This is a genomic window from Methylobacterium sp. WL103 (assembly GCF_008039885.1).
Taxonomy (GTDB): Bacteria; Pseudomonadota; Alphaproteobacteria; order Rhizobiales; family Beijerinckiaceae; genus Methylobacterium; species Methylobacterium cerastii.
On the sequence record NZ_VRUX01000741.1, the window covers coordinates 1 to 1,813 of the forward strand.

The window sequence follows — 1,813 nt, forward strand, 5'->3', positions numbered from 1 at the left end:
CGCGCCGGGCCGGGCCCGCGCCGGGCGCGCCCTGGAGCACCACCGCGAGAAGCTTGCGGGCAAGCGCGTGTTCTTCTTCCCCGATTCGCAGCTCGAGGTGCCGCTCGCGCGGTTCCTGTCGCGCGAGATGGGGATGGGCCTGTGCGAGGTCGGCACGCCCTACCTGCACCGCGGGCATCTGGCCGAAGACCTCGCCCTGCTGCCGGACGGCACGCAGATCGTCGAGGGCCAGAGCCTCGACGAGCAGATGGACCGGGCCCGCGTCGCGAAGCCCGACCTGACGGTCTGCGGCCTCGGCCTCGCCAACCCGCTGGAGGCGGAAGGACTCGCCACCAAGTGGTCGATCGAGCTGCTGTTCACGCCGATCCAGGGGTACGACCAGGCCGGCGACCTCGCCGAGCTGTTCGCGCGCCCGCTCGTGCGCCGCACCCGGCTGGAGGTCTGAGGCGATGCAGCTCACCCTCTGGACCTACGAAGGACCACCGCATATCGGCGCCATGCGGGTCGCCACCGCGATGGAGGGGCTGCACTACGTCCTGCACGCGCCGCAGGGCGACACCTATGCCGACCTGCTGTTCACGATGATCGAGCGGCGCGACGCCCGCCCGCCGGTCACCTACACCACCTTCCAGGCCCGCGACCTCGGCTCCGACACCGCCGAGATCTTCAAGAACGCGGCGTCCGCCGCCTACGAGCGCTTCAAGCCGCAGGCGATGATCGTCGGCGCCTCGTGCACGGCGGAGCTGATCCAGGACGATCCGGGCGGCCTCGCCAAGGCGCTGAACCTGCCGATCCCGGTGATCGCGCTGGAGCTGCCGGCCTACCAGAAGAAAGAGAACTGGGGCGCCTCGGAGACCTTCTACCGGCTGGTGCGCGGGCTGTCCGGCTCGCCGTCCACGGAGCCGAAGCCGGAGGGCCGGCGCCCGTCCTGCAACATCCTCGGGCCGACGGCGCTGGGCTTCCGCCACCGCGACGACCTCACCGAGATCACCGGCCTGCTCGGACGGCTCGGCGTCGCCGTCAACGTGGTGGCGCCGATGGGCGCGAGCCCCGCCGACCTCGGACGCCTGAAGGACGCCGACTTCAACGTCGTGCTCTACCCGGAAATCGCCAAGGCCGCTGCGCTTCACCTGCAGAAGACCTTCGGTCAGCCGATGGTCGAGACGGTGCCGATCGGCGTCGGCGCGACGATCCGGTTCGTCGAGGAGGTCGCGGCCTTGGCCGGCGTCGATCCCGGCCCGGTGCTCGCCGGGGCGCCGTCGCGGGCGCCCTGGTATTCGCGCTCGGTCGACTCGACCTACCTCACCGGCAAGCGGGTCTTCATCTTCGGCGACGCCACCCATGCGATCGCCGCCGCCCGCGTCGCCAAGGCCGAGCTCGGCTTCCAGGTCGTGGGCCTCGGCACCTACGGCCGGGAGTTCGCCCGCGAGGTCCGCGCCGAGGCGGCGCTCCACGGGATCGAGGCGCTGATCTGCGACGACTACCTCGACGTCGAGGCGGCGATCCAGGCGGCCGGCCCCGAGCTGGTGCTCGGCACCCAGATGGAACGCCACATCGCCAAGCGGCTCGGGCTGCCCTGCGCGGTGATTTCGGCGCCGATCCACGTCCAGGACTTCCCGGCGCGCTACTCGCCGCAGATGGGCTTCGAGGGCGCGAACGTCCTGTTCGACACCTGGGTCCACCCGCTGATGATGGGCCTGGAGGAGCACCTGCTCGGGATGTTCCGCGAGGACCCCGAATTCAACGACCGCGCGCCCTCGCATCTCGGCGGCAAGGCGCCCGCCAAGGCTTCCGCGTCGCCCGCCACCGCCCC

At 71.6% G+C, this 1,813-nt stretch carries 2 protein-coding genes; both read left to right on the forward strand.

Annotation, left to right across the window (positions count from 1 at the left end):
• The coding region (locus FV222_RS24915; RefSeq protein WP_281406922.1) for a nitrogenase component 1 at positions 1-445 on the forward strand (445 nt) is incomplete at its 5' end.
• A 4-nt stretch (positions 446-449) separates the two neighbouring features.
• Positions 450-1,813, forward strand: a 1,364-nt coding sequence (bchB, locus tag FV222_RS24920) for a ferredoxin:protochlorophyllide reductase (ATP-dependent) subunit B (protein ID WP_147815897.1), incomplete at its 3' end; no start/stop codon positions are given.